This is a genomic window from Xanthomonas sp. WHRI 7064 (assembly GCF_040202355.2).
Taxonomy (GTDB): Bacteria; Pseudomonadota; Gammaproteobacteria; order Xanthomonadales; family Xanthomonadaceae; genus Xanthomonas; species Xanthomonas arboricola.
On record NZ_CP167821.1, the window covers coordinates 4,754,173 to 4,770,378 of the forward strand.

The following is a 16,206-nucleotide window of genomic DNA, read 5'->3' on the forward strand; positions in this document are numbered from 1 at the left end:
CTTCTTTCCTGTTTTGGAAGGCAGCGCAGGATCTGGGCGATCCTGGTGCCAACTTGCGCTTACTCGACGCTGATGGTCTGGGTCAGCGTGTGGCTGGCGCCGGGGGCGAGTTCGATGACGTCCGGGCCGGCGTTGGCCGCTTCCAGGCAGACGTAATCGCGCCAGCCCTCGCCCACGTCGGCCATCTTGGCGGCCGCCTCTTGGCCCGGGTTCCAGGCCACCAGCGAGCGGCTGCCTTTGGTGGCGATGACGATGCGGCGGCCAAGCACCGGGTCGGTCAGGGTGTAGCGGCCGCCGGCGTTGGTGTAGATACGGTCGCTGCGGCCGGGGTCGCGTGGGTCGCGCAGGCTCCAGTCGCCCTGCTGGCGGTGGGCGGTGGCGTAGTTCTCGTACTTGTCGAGGTAGTCCAGCCCGTCCAGGCCCTGCACGCTGACCTTGAGCGCGTCGCCGACGCGGAAGTAGTTGTGCAGCGCCTGGGTGAAGCGCACCGGGGCCGGGCTGGTGTTTTCGGTGATCAGGCTTTGTTGGAGGGTGCGGCCGATGCGCAGGGTCATGCGCAGGCGCAGCGCCAGGTCGTCGAAGCTGGGCGGGGTCAGCGTGAGCACCAGGGTGCCGTCGTTCTCGCGCCGGCTCTCGGTGAGCTGCCAGGGCACGGTGCGCACGAAGCCGTGCGCAGGGACCTCGCCGGTCTGGTCCTGGCGGCCGAAGTACGGCCAGCACACCGGCGCGCCGCCACGGATCGGGGTGGGCGGCTGCTTGGCGGTGGGCGACAGCCACATCACGTCCTGCCCGCCCTTGGGCACGAACGACAGCAACTGGCCGCCGAACAGGCTGATGGCCGCAGTGGAGAACGGGGTGTCGATCAACAGCGAGGGAAAGCCGTGGAAGTCGCCTGTGCGCAGGCCGGTGAGGTCGGACATGGGGGGTGCCTTCTGGACGATGGGGGATTGGACGAATGCGGGATAGGCGGCCGGCAGCTTGAACGCCGTGGCGCGGATGGCCGCCGCGCCGGCGACCGGCGGGGCGGCGCGCAAGGCGGTGAGGATGCGCTGGCCGGGACGGCCGTCGGCCGGCTGCAGGCCCAGGCGGGTCTGCTCGACCTGGATGGCGCGCCGGCTGGCGGTGCCGATCATGCCGTCGGCCTCGCCGATCAGGTGGCCGCGGGCCAGCAGCAATTGCTGCAGTTCGCGCCGTTCGGGCCGGCCCAGGCCGGGGTCGTCGGTGGGCCAGGCGGCGACCAGGCCGGCGCCACCACGCAGGCGGTCGGCGAGCAGGGCGATCGACAGCGCGTAGCTTTCGGCGGCGTTGTAGGCGTAGATCGCGTCGTAGTTGCGGAACACCAGGAATGCCGGGCCGGTCGCGCCGGCCGGCAGCAGCAGGGCAGCCGGGGTGTCGGCGGGCAGGCCGGCCGGCGCCAGCGCCTTGCCGTCGGTGCCGAGCAGGCCGGCGTTTTGCCAGGCCTGCAGCGGTTGGCGCCGGGTGCGGCCGGCCTTGCTGGCATCGAAGCCGGCGGGCAGGCGGACTTCCATGCCCCAGGGACGGGCGCGCTCCCAGCCGGCCTTGACCAGATAGTTGGCGGTGGAGGCCAGCGCGTCGGGAATGCTGGCGACCAGGTCGCGTCGGCCGTCGCCGTCGCCATCCACCGCGATGCGGGCATAGGTCGAGGGCATGAACTGAGTCTGCCCGAAGGCGCCGGCCCAGGAGCCGGTCAAGCCATTCGGCGACAGATCGCCTTGCTGCAGCAGACCGAGCAAGGCAAGAAATTCGCCACGGAAGAACGGCTGGCGGCGGCCCGCGCAGGACAGCGTGGCCAGCGAGACCAGCAGTGGGCGCTTGCCGGTGACGCGGCCGTAGTCGCTCTCCACGCCCCAGACCGCCACGATGGTGGCCGGATCGACCCCGGTCTGTTCGGACAGGCGGGTAAGCAAATCGCGGTGGGTGGCCAGCATGGCCTGGCCGTCGGCAACGCGCTGGCTGTCGACCAGGCTGGCGAGGTAGTCCCAGATCGGGGTGGTGAACTCGGGCTGGGCATCGAGCAGCGGCAATACGCTGGGATCGGGCGCCAGGCCGGCGGTGAAGCGCTGGAAGTTGGCGGCCGCCACGCCCTTGGCGGCCGCCTGGGTCTGCAGGCCGGCCAGGCAGCGGTCGAAGGCCGGATCGGCGCAGGCGATCAGCGGCGCCAGCGCCAATAGCGCAGGCAGGACGCGCCGGGTCGGCATCACGGCGCGATGGCCGGCGTGTGGACGGAGGTCATGCGGTGGAGCGCTCCTGCGGCAGGTCGAGCCGCCGAGGATAGCCAACCTGGCTGGTTGCAGGCGTGCAGGTCGTGATGTTGCGACGGTGTGGTGCGCTGCGCTGGTCAGTGGCGATACGCAGCGGTGACTGTGCGGTGCGCGCGCTTTTCAGAGGGGTGAGTGCGGCGCAGAGGCTATCTAACGCGTGTGGGATGGTGATGTTGCACGCCGATGGAGTGGCATCGATCCGGCCCGTCTGGCGAAGACGCCGCGGCAACCCAGCCGCGTCGATCGCCGCGCCTAGCTGCCGTCGCCGGTGATGCCGGTCAGCAGCGACAGCGCCGGGCTGGAGGGGCTGGTGTCGGACATACGTCGGGCGCGCGCCCTGCGCGGGGCGTCGTGGCGGGGGCCGAACCAGATCAGTGCCGTGGCCAGGCACGCCGGCAGCACGATCGCGAACACCACGATGGCCACAAGCACCCACTGCCAGAGATTGAAGGTTGCCATCATCGTGTCCGCCCCGCGGCGAGCTCCGCCGAGGCGGCAAGCTTCCGGGATCGGCTGCGAACGTGGCGTCGAGAAAGCACGGCCGTGCCTGCCGTTCGTCGGAACGAACGGGGTGCCGGCTATCGCGTTAGATCACGCGGGCGATGGAGACAACCCGCGTGATTGCAGCAGCAACGCGGCGCATTGATCGCCCCGCACGCTCGCCGCTCCAGCCAGGCTCCGGCAACGCGCGTTGCCACGGGGTCCGTCTGACGCCCGGCGGCTTCAGGCAAACCGCTCCAGCAGGAAATCGACGAAGCTGCGTACCGTGACCGAGCGCCAGCGGGTTTGGGGATAGAGCACGCTTAGTGGACGGTGCAGCTCCCGGTCCTGAAACAGCCGCACCAGCCGGCCCGCTTCCACGTCGGCACGCAACAGGAACGCCGGCTGCAGCACGATGCCCAGGCCCTGCAAGGCCGCCAGATGCAAGGCCGGGCCGCTGGTGAGATGCAACTGCGCGCGCGGCAGCGGGCCGATTCGCTCGCCGGTGTAGTCCTGCCACTGGCCGAGCGCCTTGGCATCCATCCCCAGGCATTGGTGCCCGGCCAGCTCGGCAAGCCGTTGCGGGGTACCGTTGCGGTGCAGATAGGCCGGCGTCGCGCAGCACCACAGGCGATAAGGCTGCAGCGCGCGCGCCACCAGCGAGGACTCGCCCAGCGCCCCGATGCGGACGGCTACATCGATGCCCTCGTCGACCAGATCCTGCACCCGATCGCTGAGCTGCAGATCCAGCCTCACCTGGGGATGGCGCTGCAGATACTCGCCAAGCACCGGCGTGAGCCCATAGGTTCCGAACGACACCGGTGCGGCGACCCGCAGCGGCCCGGCCGGTTCCAGGCGCTGACCGTCGGCCTGCACCTGTGTATCGGCGACCAGCTCAAGAATCTCCCGGCAACGCCCGTAGTAGGCCTCGCCAAACGCGGTCAATCGCTGCCGTCGCGTGGTCCGCACCAGCAACTGCAGACCGAGGCGTTGCTCCAGGGCGCGCAGGTGGTTGCCAGCCATGGTCGGGGAAATGCCATGCGCTTGCGCCGCCGCGGCGAGGCTGCCGCCGTCCACCACGCGGACGAACACCTGCATGCTGTCCAGCAGATCCATTCAACACTCCTGGTTGCCAATCAATGCAGGATAACGGCGTTTATCGCGGCTCGATAACGGATCAGGCTGGGCCCTCACTCAGACGGACGTTGTCGATGGATCTGAAATTGCGTGAATACACGGCACTGGTGACCGGCGCCAGCACCGGAATCGGCGCCGGCATCGCCCGCGTGCTGGCGGCCGAGGGGGTGCAGCTGGCGATCACCGCGCGCCGCGCCGACAGGCTGGAACAGCTGGCCAGCGACATCGCGGCGCAGGGTCACCCGCGCCCGCTGGTGATCCCCGGCGACATCACCAGCGCGACCGAGATCACGCGCATCGCCCGGGATGCCTGCCAGGCGCTGGGCCGGATCGAGATCCTGGTCAATACCGCCGGTGGCGCACGCCCTTTTGCGCTCGAGGCCAGCGATGCGGACTGGGACGAAGCCTTCGCGCTCAACTTCGGCAGTGCCCGGCGCATGACCCAGGCCCTGCTGCCCGGCATGCGCCACCGGCGCTGGGGCAGGATCATCAACTTCAGCGGCAGCATGGAGCCCCGCGAGGTCAACGGCGCCGGCGCGGCGAAGGCAGCGCTGCAGTTCTGGGCCAAGGGAATGGCCTCGCAGCTGGCGGCCGAGGGCATCACGGTCAATACCATCGCACCGGGACGCATCAACTCCGAACAGGTGCTGGACAAGCTCCATCCCACGCCGGAAGCGCGCCAGGTCTTCATCGCACGCCATGTGCCGATCGGCTACTTCGGCGAACCCGACGACATCGCTCATCTGGTCGCCTATCTGGCCTCGCCACTTGCACGCTATCTGACCGGTGAGGTGATTGCCGTGGACGGCGGCCTGCACGCCTTCGCCCACTAGTACGGCCGACTACCGACGTTACCGAGGGCCGGTGGAGGCCAGGCAGGCCGATATCGGCCGCAGCGGCGCGGTGCCGGCACGCAGGTGCCGACGAGCGTTAGACCCTGCTGCGTCCCGGTGGTGTCCCGACAGCGACAGTGCCGGGCCGTGCTCAGCGCGCGTCGAGGTAATACCAGCGGCCGTCTTCGCGCACGAAGCGGCTGTGTTCGGTCATGCGCACCGCGCTGCCGCCGCCGATGCGGTAGCGGGCCAGGAACGCCACTTCGGCGGTGTCGGTACCGGTCTCGATGGCGCGTTGCACGGTCAGGCCGAGCCAGGTGGTGCGGCCGCCCTCGTCCAGCGACAGCTCGGATGGGCGCGTGGACGGATGCCAGCTGGCGAGCAGGTACGCCACATCGCGGCGGACGTAGGCGCTGTAGCGCGCACGCATGAGGGTTTCGGCATCGGGCGCGGCGGCGCCGGCGTGGTAGTGCCCGCAGCACTGCGCGTAGGTGGCGGCGCGGCCGCAGGGACAGGGATCGGTGGGATTGGAAGTCGGCATCTGGCGATTGTGCGGGAATTGGGAAGTGGGAAGTGGGAGGCGGGGTTTCTGCGCGCTTATGCTGTCGCCCCGTCGTGCGGAGCGCCGCCTTGCTGGAACTGATTCCCACCGAATTGCCGTGGCTGCTGTGCATCGCTTTTGTCGCGGGGCTGGTGGATGCAGCGGTAGGCGGCGGTGGCCTGATCCAGTTGCCGGGATTGTTTGCCACCCTGCCGCAGCAGGCGCCGTCGCTGATTCTGGGCACCAACAAGTTCAGCGCGATGTTCGGCACCGGTGCCTCGGCGTGGCGCTATGCGCGCACCGTACGCTTTCCGTGGCGGCCGGTGCTGTACGCGACGGTGGCGGCGTTTACGTTTTCGTTTCTGGGCGCGACCGCGGTCAGCCTGATGCCCAAGCAGGCGGTGCGGCCGCTGATCCTGGTGCTGCTGATCGCGATGCTGGTCTACACGCTGATCAAGAAGGACTTCGGTGCGCTGCATCGGCCACGCCAGATCGGCCGGCGCGAACTGATCACTGCCTTGGCGATGGGCGCGGCGATCGGGTTCTACGACGGGTTCTTCGGGCCCGGTACCGGCAGTTTCCTGATCTTCCTGTTCATCCGCTTTTTCGGGCTGGACTTTCTGCGCGCCTCGGCCGCAGCCAAGGTGGTGAACCTGGCCACCAACCTGGCAGCGCTGTCGTTCTTCCTGCCCAGCGGCCAGGTGATGCTGGCGATCGGCATCCCGATGGCGGTGGCCAACGTAGCCGGTGCGGTCGCCGGCACGCGGATGGCGCTACGCGGCGGTACGCCGCTGATCCGCACGTTGTTCCTGGTGCTGGTCATCGTGCTGATCGGCAAGATGGGCTGGGATCTGCTGCACGGCGTTTAGAAATCCATACTCAGCGTCGCCGACAAGGTGCGCGGTGCGCCGGGATAATTGGTGGTCTGCGTCACCGGTTGCTCGATGTAGAAACGGTTGGCGACATTGCGCAGCATCAGCGCCAGTTGGTAACGGCCACCGAAGCGGTACGCCGCCGAGGCATCGAAGCGCGTGTAGCCGGCAATACGATAGCTGTTGGCGAGATCTCCTTCGCGCTCGCCCACATGCACCGCGCCGGCGCCCAGGGTCAGGCCGTACAGCGGCCCGCTGGCGACGTGATAGGTGCTCCACAGACTGGCGCTGACCCGCGGCACGCCGCGCAGGCGGTTGCCGGCCGGGATGACGGTATCGCGGGTGACCTGCGCATCCAGATAGCCGGCGCCCAGAATCAGCCGCCAGTTCCGGGTGAGCTCGCCGGTGATGTCCAGCTCCAGCCCGCGCACGCGTTGCTGGCCGGTGACCAGCACGAAGCCGCTGTTGTCCGGATCGCTGGTGGCGACATTGTCCTTGGTGATCTGGAACGCGGCGGCGGTGGCGAGCACGCGGTTGTCGAACAGCGCGCCCTTCAGGCCGAGCTCGTACTGGCGGCCGGTCTCCGGTGGTGCGCTGCCGCCGGAAAACAGCGTGGCGCTGCGCGGCCGGAACGACGTGGAGGTATTGGCGTACAGCGACAGCTGCGGCGCCGCCTTCCACACCACGCCGATGCGCGGCGATGCACGCCGGCCGTCTTCGCGGGTGCGCGCGCCGTTGTCGATGGTGGTCTGCTGCACGTCGTCCCAGCGCACGCCGGCCAGCACGTCCCAACGCTCGCCGATGCTGATCTGGTCCTGCACATACAGCGCGGCATAGCGCGCATCGACATCGATCTCGCGGGCCAGCACATAGCTGCCCGGCAAGGCGCCCTGCACCGGGTTGCGCACGCTGATGCGGGCCAGCGGTGCGCGCGCTTCGCCGGTGTGGCGATGCGCATCGACGTACTCGGCGCCGGCCAGCAGCTGATGGCGCAGCGGGCCGGTGGCGAAATGCGCCAGCGCTTCGGTCTGCGAGGTCGTTGCGCGCACCTGCTGGTCCTGGCGCACGGCGCGGCGCTGCAGGAAGGCGCGGTCGGCGCTGAAGCCGGTGAAGTCGGCCACGTCGCGGCCGCTGTCGCCGTCCTGGTGGTTGAGGATCTGGCGCAGCGTCAGCCAGTCGTTGGCGTCATATTCGATGCGCCCGCGTGCGGTGCGCGAAGTGCCGTGATTGCGTGACCACGGCTCGCCGAAGCTGCGCTCCGCCGGTCCACGCACCACCCCGTCGATGGCGACCAGCCCGCGATCGCCCGGGCTGGTCTGGCGGGTGTATTCCAGATCCAGATCGGCGCGCAGCTGCGAGTTGGGCCGCCAGGCCAGCGAGGGCGACACGAACACGCGATCACCATCGGCCTGCGCGGCGCGAAAGCTGCCGGTTTCCTGCGCGGCGGCGCTGAGCCGTGCCGACAGCGTCGGGCTCAGCGGGCCGGTGACGGTCGATTGCACGCGGCGCAGGCCGTGTTCCGCCACCTGCACCGACGCGTTGCCGCCGAACACCGCATCCGGGCGCAGTGTGACCAGATTGATCACCCCGCCGGGTTCGCCGCGGCCGTACAGCACCGCGGCCGGGCCCTTGAGCACTTCCACCTGGGCGACATTGGCCAGATCGCGCACGGTCTCGGTGAAGTTCTGCGCCGGGTTGAGCAGGATGCCGTCGACCGCATACGAGGACGCCTCGAAGCCACGGATGACGAAGGTTTCCGAGCGATTGCCCTGGGTGCCGCCGGGCTGCACGTTGGAGACATTGGCCACCACATCCACCAGCCGGGTGAGCTGCTGTTCGTCGATGACCGAGCGCGGCACCACCTGGATCGCCTGCGGAATGCGCTCCACCGGCGTCTGCGTGCGGGTGGCACCGGCGGCCTTTTCCGGCCGGTACAGGGCGCGCTTTTCGCTGACCACGATGGCGTCGAGCAGGCTGGCCTCCTGGGCGGCGGCCGGCATGGCGGCAAACAGGGACGCGAACAACAGGTGGCGAGGCGCAGGCAGTGGGGTCATCGGGATCTTCAGCGGGACGATGCGCGCTAGCGGGCACATCTGGGCCGATAATGATAACGATTCTTATCTACGCGCGCCCGCCTTGCTGCGCTGCTGATCTGGACGCCTGCGACCGCAGCGCGGTGACGCAGGCATCCAGGTGGCGCGCTCAGCGTTTTCCGCGCGGCTTGCCTGCAGATCCGCGCGTGGACACAGCACGTGCCTTGGCCACGGGTTTGGCTGGCGCAGGCTTGGCCACGCTACGCGCGGCAGTTGTCCTGGTTGCCTTGGTTGTGCCACCCAGCGAAGTGGTGGCGCGCCTGGTCGCTACCGTCGACTTGGCAGCGGGCTTTTTCGGCGCTGCCGCTGTTGTCGCGGCTTTGTTTGGCCTGGCAGTCGGTTTGGCGGACGCGGTCGCGCGCCTGGGTGCCGTCCCGGTGTTCGCTGGCGTCCTGGCCGGTTTGGCCGGCGTTGCCGGCTTGCGCGCTGTGCCCGCTGCAGGCGATGCACGCCTGGCTGATGCAGGTTTGGCGGATGCGGCCTTGCCCGCTGCGGTCTTCGCCGCTGCCGACTTGCCTGATCCCGCACGTGCGCTGGCAGCGGCTGTCTTCGCGGGCTTCGGCGCGGCTTGAACGGCCGGCGTCGATGCCGGCGCGACCTTGCTGGCGCGCCTGCTCGCCTTGGCCGCCGCGTCGTCCTGTGCAGGAACACCCTGAAGCGGCGCGCCCTCAGCGCCAGAGACAGCGCCGGTGCTGTCCATACGCGTTTGGACCTGCGTCGAACGCGCCGCATCCTCGCTCTGCGCAACACTCCTCGGCTGCTCCGTCACCGCTGCAGCGGCCTCGTCCCCACGCGAGCGCTCGGGTAACTGGAGTCGCTGCGCCTGCTCGTCGTATTCGATCAGCAGCACGCCGGAGTTGTGCCGGCCGCTGATTTCCACAAAGCAGGCACCGCCGATGAACGGCTCCAGCGTCATCACCGATTTCAGCGGCGTGGCCACCACCATCTGGAAACCGAAGTTCTCGAAGATGTTCATTGCCAGCGCGGTGAATTCGTTGTCGGCCTTGTCGAAGGCTTCGTCCAGCACCACCGCGCAGTAGCGTGGCAGTTCGCCGTCTTCGCCACCGAGCTGGTAGCGCAGTGCGGCGGCCAGGCAGGTGGTTGCCAGCTTCTGGCGCTGACCGCCGGATTTGCCGGCGCCGCTGCGGTAGATCTCCACCTGCGCGCGGGTCTGCGCATCCAATTCGACACCGATGAACTCCACATGCTGGCGCACGTCCAGCACCTGCTCACGCCAGCGGCGTGCGTCCGGTTCCTGCGCGCCCAGGCGTGCCACCAATGCGCGCAGGGTGGAAAACTGCGCCTCGGCCAGTGCGCGGTCTTCGGTCTGTTGATGCGACAGCACCGCGCGCAGCTGTTGCTGGAACTCCTGCACCTCGCCCAGGCGACGGTCGCTGACCTCGATGGTCAGCAGCGTGCCGCGATTGAACGGCACCTGCTCCAGACTGGCATTGACCTCGTCCATGCGCTGCTTGATGCCCTTGTGGGCCTCGGCGGTGTGGCGCTGCAGGGCCAGCAGATTGTTCTTGCTCTGGGTCTGCAGCAGATCGAAGAAGCGGTGCTCGTGGCGCGGCAGGCCATCGCTCTCCAGGCGATCCAGGCGCGCGAGAAAATCGTCGGCACTGGCCAGGCTCACGGTGAAATCGCCGCTGTCTTCCGGCCATTGCTGGCAGTACTTGCGGAAGCAATCGAGTAGCTGCGCGCTGAGCCGGCTGTCGCGGCCCTGGCTCTCGGCCAGTTGCTCGGCCAGGCCACGCTCGACCACGCGGAAATGCGCTTCCAGATTGTCCAGCGACAGCGGTGCCAGCGTCGCCAGGCGCTCGCGCAGGCCCTGCAGCTGGGTGGGCGTGAGCGCGGCGGTGCCGGCACGGCTGGCACAGGCAGCGTGCTGCTGTTCGAGCCGGACCCGCTCGCGTGCCAGCTGCGCGCGCTCCAGCCGCACGTCCTCGTAGGTGCGCTTGGCCTGGTCGCGCAAGGTGCGTGCGGTCTCGATCGCCTGGCCGAGCGCGCGCAGGCCGCTGTTGCCTTCGCGCAGCTGCTGCAGCTGTTCGTCGATGTCGCTCAGGCGCTGCAGCTTGGGGCCGACATCGATCTCGTCCCAGTCGCGCTCGACCAGCGTGTGCGCGGCCAGCTGCCGTTCCTGGTCCTGCTCGCGTTGCTTGCGCAGCGCGGCCACGTCGGCATCGCAGCTGGCGATGCGCTGGGCAAGCGTCTGCGCTTCGCGCTCGAACACCTTGAGCTTGTCGCGGTTGTCGTGGCCCAGCAACCAGCGCTTGCGGTCATTGACCGCATGGCGGTCGTCCTTTTCGTAACGGTCGCCGGGATGCTTGACCTGCCCTTCGCGGGTGATGGCGCGGTCGGCATTGCGCAGCGCGGCGGCGTTGTCGACGCATTCGTAGTCGAAGCGGCGCATCAATTCGTTGCGCAGCCACTCGGTGAAGGCATGCTCGCGTAGCTGCAGCTTGCCCGGCAATGCACGCGCATCCGGCGTGCGCGCATGCAGCGCATCGTTGCGGCGTACCCGGAAATACACCAGCCGCGTGCCGAGCTGGGTGCGGTTGACCCACTCGCTGACCTGCGCGTAATGGCGGTCGTCCACCAGCAGCGACTGCGCAAAACCGCTCAGCACGCGCTCGATCGCGCCGCGCCAGGCAGATTGATCCTCGCGTACCTGCACCAGTTCGCCGACGAACGGCAGCGCCGCTTCGGCAATGCCGGTGTCCTCGCACAGGCGCGCGCGCAAGGCCTGCATCGGTGCCGGCATGCTAGACGGCGCGCGCTTCAACGCATCCAGTTCGGCGCGGATCTCGGCAAAGCGCCGCTCATCGTCGCGGCGCGCACCCATGCGCTCGGCGATCGCCTCATCCAGTGCGCTGGCGTCGTGCTTGCCGTTCTCGAGCACGGTCTGCGCGTACGCGATCTGCTCGGCAAAGCCGCTGGCGCCTGCGGCCAGGGCCGTGCCGAGCTGGCGGCAGGCCTGTTCGATCTGCACGCGGCGCCGCAAGCGCTCGTCGCGCTCGCGCTCGACCCGGGCGCGCTCGCGTTCGAGTTCCTCGATCTGCTCGCCACCGGCGGCGCGTTGTTCGCGTTCCAGCCCGGCGAGTTTCTGTTCGTGATTGTCCAGCGACTCACGCCGCTGGCCTTCTTCGCCGGCCAGCCCGCGGTCCTGGCTATCGAGTTCGTGCAGGCGCGTCTCCAGCAAGGCCAGACGCTGCTGTTCGCGATAGCTGTCCACGCCCAGCTGCAGCTCGCGCAACTCGCCGACGCTGTGGCGCAGAGCCATCAGTGCCGCATGGTGCTCGCGTGCCGGGCTGAGCGTTTCCACCTGGCGGCGTGCGGTGACCACCGCATGGTGTGCGCCGTCGAGTTCGGCGAAGTCTTCCACCAGCCGGTCGGCCGCCTCGAACGTGCGCGGCTCGTCCAGCATGAAGCCGCGCAGGAACACATTGAGATCGCCCAGGTTCTTGGCCGACTGGGTCTTGTGCAGCAACCGCAACGCCATCTCGTTGCCGATGCCCAGCGCATGCCGAAAGCGCTCTGCGTAGCCGGCAAAACCGTCGAAATGCGCGACCTCCTCGCCAAGACGCGCCTTGAGCCTGCGCAGATCCAGATCGAAGCCATCCAGCTCGCTGGCCACATCGAAGCTGCGCGGCGCGACCATGTAATGGCGGCGCACATCGGCTGCGGCATTGCCGCTGCCGGCGATCCAGAACAGGCGAATCAGGCTGACCGTCTCACCGTGCGCGTTGCGGTATTCCAGCACCAGCGCCGACCAGGTGGCGCCCTTGCGCAGGTATTGGGTGGCGATCTCGCCCGAGGCGCTGTCCTGCTGATCGGCCCAGGCACCGCGCACATACGACACCAGGCTGCGATCGCGCCCGCTACGCTCGGCCTCGCGTGCGGCGGCGTTGAAGTCGACGATGCTGGGCGGGGTCAGCAAGGCCGACATCGCATCCAGCAGGGTCGACTTGCCCGACCCGGAGCGCCCGACGAACAGGAAGCCCTTCTCGGCGATCGGCACCTCGGTCAAGCCGTTGAACGTGCCCCAGTTGTGCACCTGCAAGCGCCGCATGCGGAACTGCTGCGCGCGCTGCTCGGCAAGCGAATCAGTGAACAGGGACGCGCCCGGCTGCGCCGGCGACAGGTTGGACTGGGAATTCATGGCTTAACTCACCAAAACGGGATGACGGGTAACGCTGAAGACGACTCACATCAGGACTGATTGAAGCGGGGTGTTGCGTGTTGCTGGGCTGGTGGCGGTGCTGTGGTCTGGGAGTGATTCGGTACGGCCCCTTCGCGGCCGGGGCCGCTCCTACGGCTGCGGTGGTCTGCGTTGACGTGGGGCGGCGGGGGCGGCCGATAAGGAAGCTGGATGCCTTGCTGCAGCCCGTGGAAAAAAGTGATCGCGTTTGATCGGGCGTGAGTGCTGACTTGTGCCGCACAACGCACGACTACACAAACTCCGCGCATCCCGGGCGTCATACATCGGGCATTGCGATCGGCCGTCCGCTCATCCGCCCTTCTGGCACCTTCTCCCGATGGGGGAAGGCACTTAGTCGAGCGCAACGTCTCCCTCGCGCAAGCCGCGATACGCCACCACCAGGGCCTGCACGTCTTCGGCCGAGAACAGCAACTTCAGCACCGGCGAGACCTCGTAGCGCTCCTCGCTGCCGCGCAGCCGCGACAGCAACTGGTTCTCGCGCATCTTGCAGATCGCCGTCAGCACCCGTCGCGCGAATCCGGCGCGGTCGGTGGACACGTTCTTCTCGTAGACCGACAGGGCCTCCACCAACTGCGCCTCGTCCACCACCGCACGCTCGCCGCGCGTATCGGCTTCGGCCAGTTGCTGGCGCAGGAACAGCAGCAGCACCGACTCGATAAAGGTCAGCGGCGCGCTGCGCAGCAGGGTCGGCGATTCCAGCTCGGCGGTGTCGGCCTGACGGGTGAAGGCCACCCCGCCCTCGCGGTCCAGCACCAGCTCCAGGAACAGCTCGCACAAGACCTGGCGGATCGCCGCCTCGTTGCGCAGCAGCGCAGGCCACAACGCACCGTGGCGTTGCGCATCGATGCTGGGGCCGGCCAGCAGCTGGCACAGCGCGCGCCGCGCATCGAACGGCAGCGTGCCGGTGTCGCCCAGAAACAGCTCGCCGCGCGGCTGTGCAGGCGATGTCTCCGTCAGCGGCGTGCGGCCGGCATCGACCGACGCGCCGCTGTCCTCGTCCGCGTCCAGGCGGGTGTCCTCAGTCCAGTTCATTGCGTTTCTCCCGGGTGAACCACACCAGCGGAATGCGTGCGCGCCGCAGGGCGCCGTCGCCGCCTTCCCATTGCACCGTTTCCATCTGTCCGTCGATCACCACGCCGTGGCGCGTGCCCAGCGACAGGTAACCGATCACGCTGCCCAGGCCCTGCGCGGCCGGGCGCTGCTGCAGCGCATCGCCGATGGTCAGGCGCGGGCGCTGGCCGAGCAGCTCGTGCAGGTCGCGGCGCAGGCTGCGCACGTCGATTTCCGATTGCGCGACCAGATCGCCCACGCTGTCGAGCGAGATGTCTGCCGCGTCGGCAGCCTGCACGCGGCCATCGACCTGGGTCAGGCGCGGGTCGTGCAGGCGCCATTGCGACAGCGAACGCAGGCGGGCAGCGCTCAACGCCTGGGTGTAGCCGGTGGCGGTGGTGGCGTGCAGGCTGTCGCGCAGCTGCAAGGCTTCGCCCTGCGCCTGCTTGAGCAATTGATTGAGCCGGCGCTGCTCCAGATAGCCGCGGCTCTGCACGAAACCGCGCAGGCTGCGGGCGAAGTGCTGCATCACCGTGTGCACCTCGCCGCCGCGCTCCAGCAGCGTGCCGGTCAACCCGCGCAAAAAGGCGCGCTCGCGCCGGTCCAGCTTGCGCGCAAAGCCGCGTGCCAGCAGCGCATCCAGCGCCTGATCGAGCTGGCTGCTTTGCTGGGTGTCGTTGAGCAGGCTCCAGAACGCCTCGAAGGTGCGCCCGGCCTCGCTGTCGGCGATCACGTCCACGCCGTTGAACAGCTGCTCCAGCACGTCGCCGCGTGCGCCCTCGTCGTCGATGATGCGTTCGCGGAACTGGCGGTTGAGCTGTTCGAAATCGTCGCGCACGCGATGGAAATCTTCGGCCAGCTCGTCGGAGAGATGGATCAGGTCGCGGGCACGCTCCAGCGCGCGCTTGCCGTCCAGCGCGGCCACGCGGCCGGAGGCCACCCGTTCGATCTCGGCATCGATGCGCGCGCGTTCTTCGCGCAGGGCGGCCAGACGCAGCTCCGGGTCGGCTTCGGTCTGGCCCGCCAGCTGCACCAGCTGCTGGATCACCAGCGACAGGCGGCTTTCTGTGGCGCTGCTGCTGCTCTCGCGCAGGCCGACGATGAAGCGGATGGCCTGGGTGGCCGCGCGCGACAGCTCGTATTCTTCTTCGGCCGCGCCCTCGGGCAGGCGACGTTCCAGCCAGCCCTGTGCCAGCCAATGCGCCAGATAGGCCTGCGCGGTACGCGGCAACTCGCGCGAGAGTTCGTCGGCGCGCAGCGCGTCGAGCTGGCGCTGCAGGCGCTCGTGCAGCACGGCCGAGGGCAGGCGGCGTTCGCCGTCCAGCAACACCGTCTGCAGCAGGCCGATCAGCTCCGGCGCGTGGTCGGCGGCCAGCAGTTTCCACACCGGCTGCTCGCGCAATTGGCGATAGCCGGCGATACGTGCCTGGTGCTTCATGGCGACGGCAACGGCTGCCTCAACGCTTGCCGCCCACTTCGATGAACTGCAGGAACTCGGCGCGGGTGCGCGCGTCCTCGCGGAAGCTGCCCAGCATCTTGGAGGTCACCATGCTGACGCCGCGCTTGTGGATACCGCGGGTGGTCATGCACTCGTGCGAGCCTTCCACCACCACGCCAACGCCGCGCGGCTGCAGCACGTCCTGGATGCACTGGGCGATCTGCGCGGTCATCTTTTCCTGCACCTGGAAGCGCCGCGCATAGCTTTCCACCACGCGCGCCAGCTTACTGATGCCGACAACCTTGCCGCGCGGCAGGTAGCCCACGTGCACCTTGCCGATGATCGGCGCCATGTGGTGCTCGCAGTGGCTTTCGTAGGAGATGTCGCGCAGCACGATCAGCTCGTCGTAGCCGGCCACTTCCTCGAAGGTGCGTTCCAGGTATTCGCGCGGTTCCTCGCGATACCCGCTGAACCAGTCGCCATAGGCTTCGGCGACCCGGCGCGGGGTATCCAGCAGGCCTTCGCGGGCCGGGTCTTCGCCGGCCCAGCGCAGCAGGGTGCGCACGGCATCTTCGGCCTGGGCCTGGGTGACGGGGGAATCGGGCTGGTCGGACTGGCTCATGCGCAGGGTGCACCCAAAGGGGGCGAGCATGGTACCCGAGGACGGGCCGGCGGCCCCAGTGGCGGTTGCGCCGGCTTGCCCGGGTTCAGTGACTATTGATTCATTGTTGAATTGATAGCATCCTATCTATTATGACGAACAGCGTTCTCTCTCCCCGCGCCCAGGTCAGCTCCGGCCTGCTGGTCGCCGCCCGCCAGTGGCAGCGGCTGGCCGACCAGGCATTTGCCGAATTCGGGCTGTCCAGCGCCTGCACCGGGCCGTTGTTGATGATCGGCCGCTCCGGCGGCGGTATCCGCCAGGTGGCGCTGGCCCAGCAACTGGGCATGGAAGGCCCCTCCCTGGTGCGGCTGCTGGACAAGTTGTGCGCGCAGGCGCTGGTGCGTCGCGAGGCCGACAGCAGCGACCGCCGCGCCAACCAGCTGTGGCTCACCGACGCAGGCCAGGCGCTGGTCGGGCGCATCGAGATCCGCCTGGATGCGCTGCGCGCGGAGGTGTTTGGCGCGCTCAGCGAGGCGCAGGTGCAGGTGGTGCTGACCTTGTGGGAGCAGATCGCGCAGGCGCACGCGCGGCTGAGTCAGTCCGACTGAGCCCGCTGTCGGGCGTCGCGCTGCGACGCCGGTTGTGACGTTCCGGATG

General features: G+C 68.8%; 11 protein-coding genes and 1 pseudogene. 3 read left to right on the forward strand and 9 right to left on the reverse strand.

Annotated elements, in window-relative coordinates:
• Nucleotides 1–59: 59 nt before the first annotated feature.
• From ABQY74_RS20205 to ABQY74_RS20215, 3 genes are all read right to left on the reverse strand, one after another.
• Nucleotides 60–2,219 (reverse strand): lytic murein transglycosylase, encoded by a 2,160-nt coding sequence (locus ABQY74_RS20205; RefSeq protein WP_047126569.1) that lies wholly within the window; start codon nt 2,217–2,219, stop codon nt 60–62.
• 315 nt (nt 2,220–2,534) lie between these two features.
• Nucleotides 2,535–2,741: a hypothetical protein gene (locus tag ABQY74_RS20210; RefSeq protein WP_039518438.1), complete on the reverse strand. Its 207-nt coding sequence runs from the start codon at nt 2,739–2,741 to the stop codon at nt 2,535–2,537.
• 264 nt (nt 2,742–3,005) lie between these two features.
• Nucleotides 3,006–3,878: a LysR family transcriptional regulator gene (locus ABQY74_RS20215; protein WP_047126568.1), complete on the reverse strand. Its 873-nt coding sequence runs from the start codon at nt 3,876–3,878 to the stop codon at nt 3,006–3,008.
• A gap of 23 nt (nt 3,879–3,901) precedes the next feature.
• Between ABQY74_RS20215 and ABQY74_RS20220 the strand changes: the two genes are divergently transcribed.
• Nucleotides 3,902–4,732, forward strand: coding sequence for an SDR family NAD(P)-dependent oxidoreductase (locus tag ABQY74_RS20220; RefSeq protein ID WP_260400695.1), 831 nt, complete (start codon nt 3,902–3,904; stop codon nt 4,730–4,732).
• Between the two features lie 151 nt (nt 4,733–4,883).
• Here the strand turns inward: ABQY74_RS20220 and ABQY74_RS20225 are convergent, their stop codons facing one another.
• Nucleotides 4,884–5,273, reverse strand: a complete 390-nt coding sequence (locus ABQY74_RS20225; protein WP_047126566.1) for a YchJ family protein — start codon at nt 5,271–5,273, stop codon at nt 4,884–4,886.
• An 89-nt stretch (nt 5,274–5,362) separates the two neighbouring features.
• On the opposite strand from ABQY74_RS20225, the gene ABQY74_RS20230 reads away from it, so the two are divergent.
• Nucleotides 5,363–6,142, forward strand: a complete 780-nt coding sequence (locus ABQY74_RS20230; protein ID WP_181098469.1) for a TSUP family transporter — start codon at nt 5,363–5,365, stop codon at nt 6,140–6,142.
• On the opposite strand, the gene ABQY74_RS20235 is transcribed toward ABQY74_RS20230, so the two are convergent.
• The 5 genes and pseudogenes from ABQY74_RS20235 to folE form a co-directional block, all read right to left on the reverse strand.
• Complete coding sequence (locus ABQY74_RS20235; RefSeq protein ID WP_047126750.1) at nt 6,139–8,199, reverse strand: TonB-dependent siderophore receptor; 2,061 nt, start codon at nt 8,197–8,199, stop codon at nt 6,139–6,141. The two genes, ABQY74_RS20230 and ABQY74_RS20235, sit on opposite strands and share 4 nt — an antisense overlap.
• A 756-nt stretch (nt 8,200–8,955) precedes the next feature.
• Nucleotides 8,956–12,400, reverse strand: a pseudogene (locus ABQY74_RS20240) (ATP-binding protein); the annotation flags it as partial.
• A 390-nt stretch (nt 12,401–12,790) separates the two neighbouring features.
• Nucleotides 12,791–13,492 carry a DUF4194 domain-containing protein gene (locus ABQY74_RS20245; RefSeq protein WP_349792712.1) on the reverse strand — a complete coding sequence of 234 codons (702 nt, stop codon included), beginning with the start codon at nt 13,490–13,492 and terminating at the stop codon, nt 12,791–12,793.
• Nucleotides 13,479–14,948 carry a DUF3375 domain-containing protein gene (locus tag ABQY74_RS20250; protein WP_016902174.1) on the reverse strand — a complete coding sequence of 490 codons (1,470 nt, stop codon included), beginning with the start codon at nt 14,946–14,948 and terminating at the stop codon, nt 13,479–13,481. The genes ABQY74_RS20245 and ABQY74_RS20250 overlap by 14 nt, the downstream gene beginning before the upstream one ends.
• Nucleotides 14,949–14,967: 19 nt before the next feature.
• Nucleotides 14,968–15,570, reverse strand: coding sequence for a GTP cyclohydrolase I FolE (gene folE / locus ABQY74_RS20255; RefSeq protein ID WP_016902173.1), 603 nt, complete (start codon nt 15,568–15,570; stop codon nt 14,968–14,970).
• 131 nt (nt 15,571–15,701) lie between these two features.
• On the opposite strand from folE, the gene ABQY74_RS20260 reads away from it, so the two are divergent.
• The gene (locus ABQY74_RS20260) at nt 15,702–16,157 is read left to right on the forward strand and encodes a MarR family winged helix-turn-helix transcriptional regulator (protein ID WP_047126564.1); all 456 of its coding nucleotides are present in this window, start codon (nt 15,702–15,704) and stop codon (nt 16,155–16,157) included.
• Nucleotides 16,158–16,206 lie beyond the last annotated feature (49 nt).

What these genes read in the sequence shown, in the direction of transcription:
- ABQY74_RS20205 (WP_047126569.1), bottom strand. Translation starts at nt 2,219, where the DNA reads ATGCCGACCCGGCGCGTCCTGCCTGCGCTATTGGCGCTGGCGCCGCTG.
- ABQY74_RS20210 (WP_039518438.1), bottom strand. Translation starts at nt 2,741, where the DNA reads ATGGCAACCTTCAATCTCTGGCAGTGGGTGCTTGTGGCCATCGTGGTG.
- ABQY74_RS20215 (WP_047126568.1), bottom strand. Translation starts at nt 3,878, where the DNA reads ATGGATCTGCTGGACAGCATGCAGGTGTTCGTCCGCGTGGTGGACGGC.
- ABQY74_RS20220 (WP_260400695.1), top strand. Translation starts at nt 3,902, where the DNA reads ATGCAGGATAACGGCGTTTATCGCGGCTCGATAACGGATCAGGCTGGG.
- ABQY74_RS20225 (WP_047126566.1), bottom strand. Translation starts at nt 5,273, where the DNA reads ATGCCGACTTCCAATCCCACCGATCCCTGTCCCTGCGGCCGCGCCGCC.
- ABQY74_RS20235 (WP_047126750.1), bottom strand. Translation starts at nt 8,199, where the DNA reads ATGACCCCACTGCCTGCGCCTCGCCACCTGTTGTTCGCGTCCCTGTTT.
- ABQY74_RS20245 (WP_349792712.1), bottom strand. Translation starts at nt 13,492, where the DNA reads ATGAACTGGACTGAGGACACCCGCCTGGACGCGGACGAGGACAGCGGC.
- ABQY74_RS20250 (WP_016902174.1), bottom strand. Translation starts at nt 14,948, where the DNA reads ATGAAGCACCAGGCACGTATCGCCGGCTATCGCCAATTGCGCGAGCAG.
- folE (WP_016902173.1), bottom strand. Translation starts at nt 15,570, where the DNA reads ATGAGCCAGTCCGACCAGCCCGATTCCCCCGTCACCCAGGCCCAGGCC.
- ABQY74_RS20260 (WP_047126564.1), top strand. Translation starts at nt 15,702, where the DNA reads ATGACGAACAGCGTTCTCTCTCCCCGCGCCCAGGTCAGCTCCGGCCTG.